Origin of the sequence: Frankia sp. AiPs1 (assembly GCF_023716945.1) — a bacterium.
In the GTDB taxonomy this organism is placed as follows: Bacteria; Actinomycetota; Actinomycetes; order Frankiales; family Frankiaceae; genus Frankia.
The window spans coordinates 1-701 of the sequence record NZ_JAMQQF010001128.1 but is presented as its reverse complement, the minus strand read 5'-3'; the positions used below and the strand labels follow the sequence as shown (position 1 = coordinate 701).

Below are 701 nucleotides of genomic sequence, written 5' to 3'. Positions count from 1 at the left end.
GGCGGCCCGGGGTCGGCTGACCCGGGGTCGGCTGGCCTTGGGGCGGGCGGGTCCTGCCGCGGCGCGACGGGTGCTCGGCTCGCCCGCGCTGTTCTGGCTCGTGCTCGGCCTGGCCGTGGCCGCGGGAGTGGCCACCATCCGGGCGGCGCCCGCTCCCCGCATCGACGTGTTCCACCTGCTGCAGGTCTCCACCTCGGGGCTGGCGCACGGTGCGGACATGTACCGCCAGCAGTGGGCGCCGAGCCGGACCGCCTACCCCGTCGACGGCCTGTTCGACGTCTATCCCTACCTGCCGCTGACCTCGGTGCTGCTCCTGCCGTCGCGGCTGCTGCTCGGCGACGTCCGCTACGGCCTGCTCCTGGCGCTCGCGGTGGCAGCCATCTGCACGCGTGGTCTCGTTACCGGGCCGCGCGGCGGGGACGCGGCGGTCCGCGGCGGCGGGGCAGGCCGGGCTGGCGGGGACGGGCGGGCGGTCCCGGTCGCCGTGCTGCCACTGCTGGTGGTCATCTTTCCCGAGTCGATGTACGCGTTGCAGCAGTCGTGGACCGAGCCGCTGCTCGTCGCCTGCCTCGCCGCCATGGTGCTGGCCGTCCGGGGCGGCCAGGGGCTCGCGGCAGTCGTCGCCCTCGCCGTCGCGCTGGCCAGCAAACAGCACATCGTCCTGCTGCTGCCGGTCGCCGCGGCCTGGCCGCGGTTCGGAC

At 75.9% G+C, this 701-nt stretch carries 1 pseudogene; it reads left to right on the top strand.

Features of this window, described 5'->3' with window-relative positions:
* Positions 1-701, top strand: a pseudogene (locus tag ND748_RS33270) (glycosyltransferase); the annotation flags it as partial.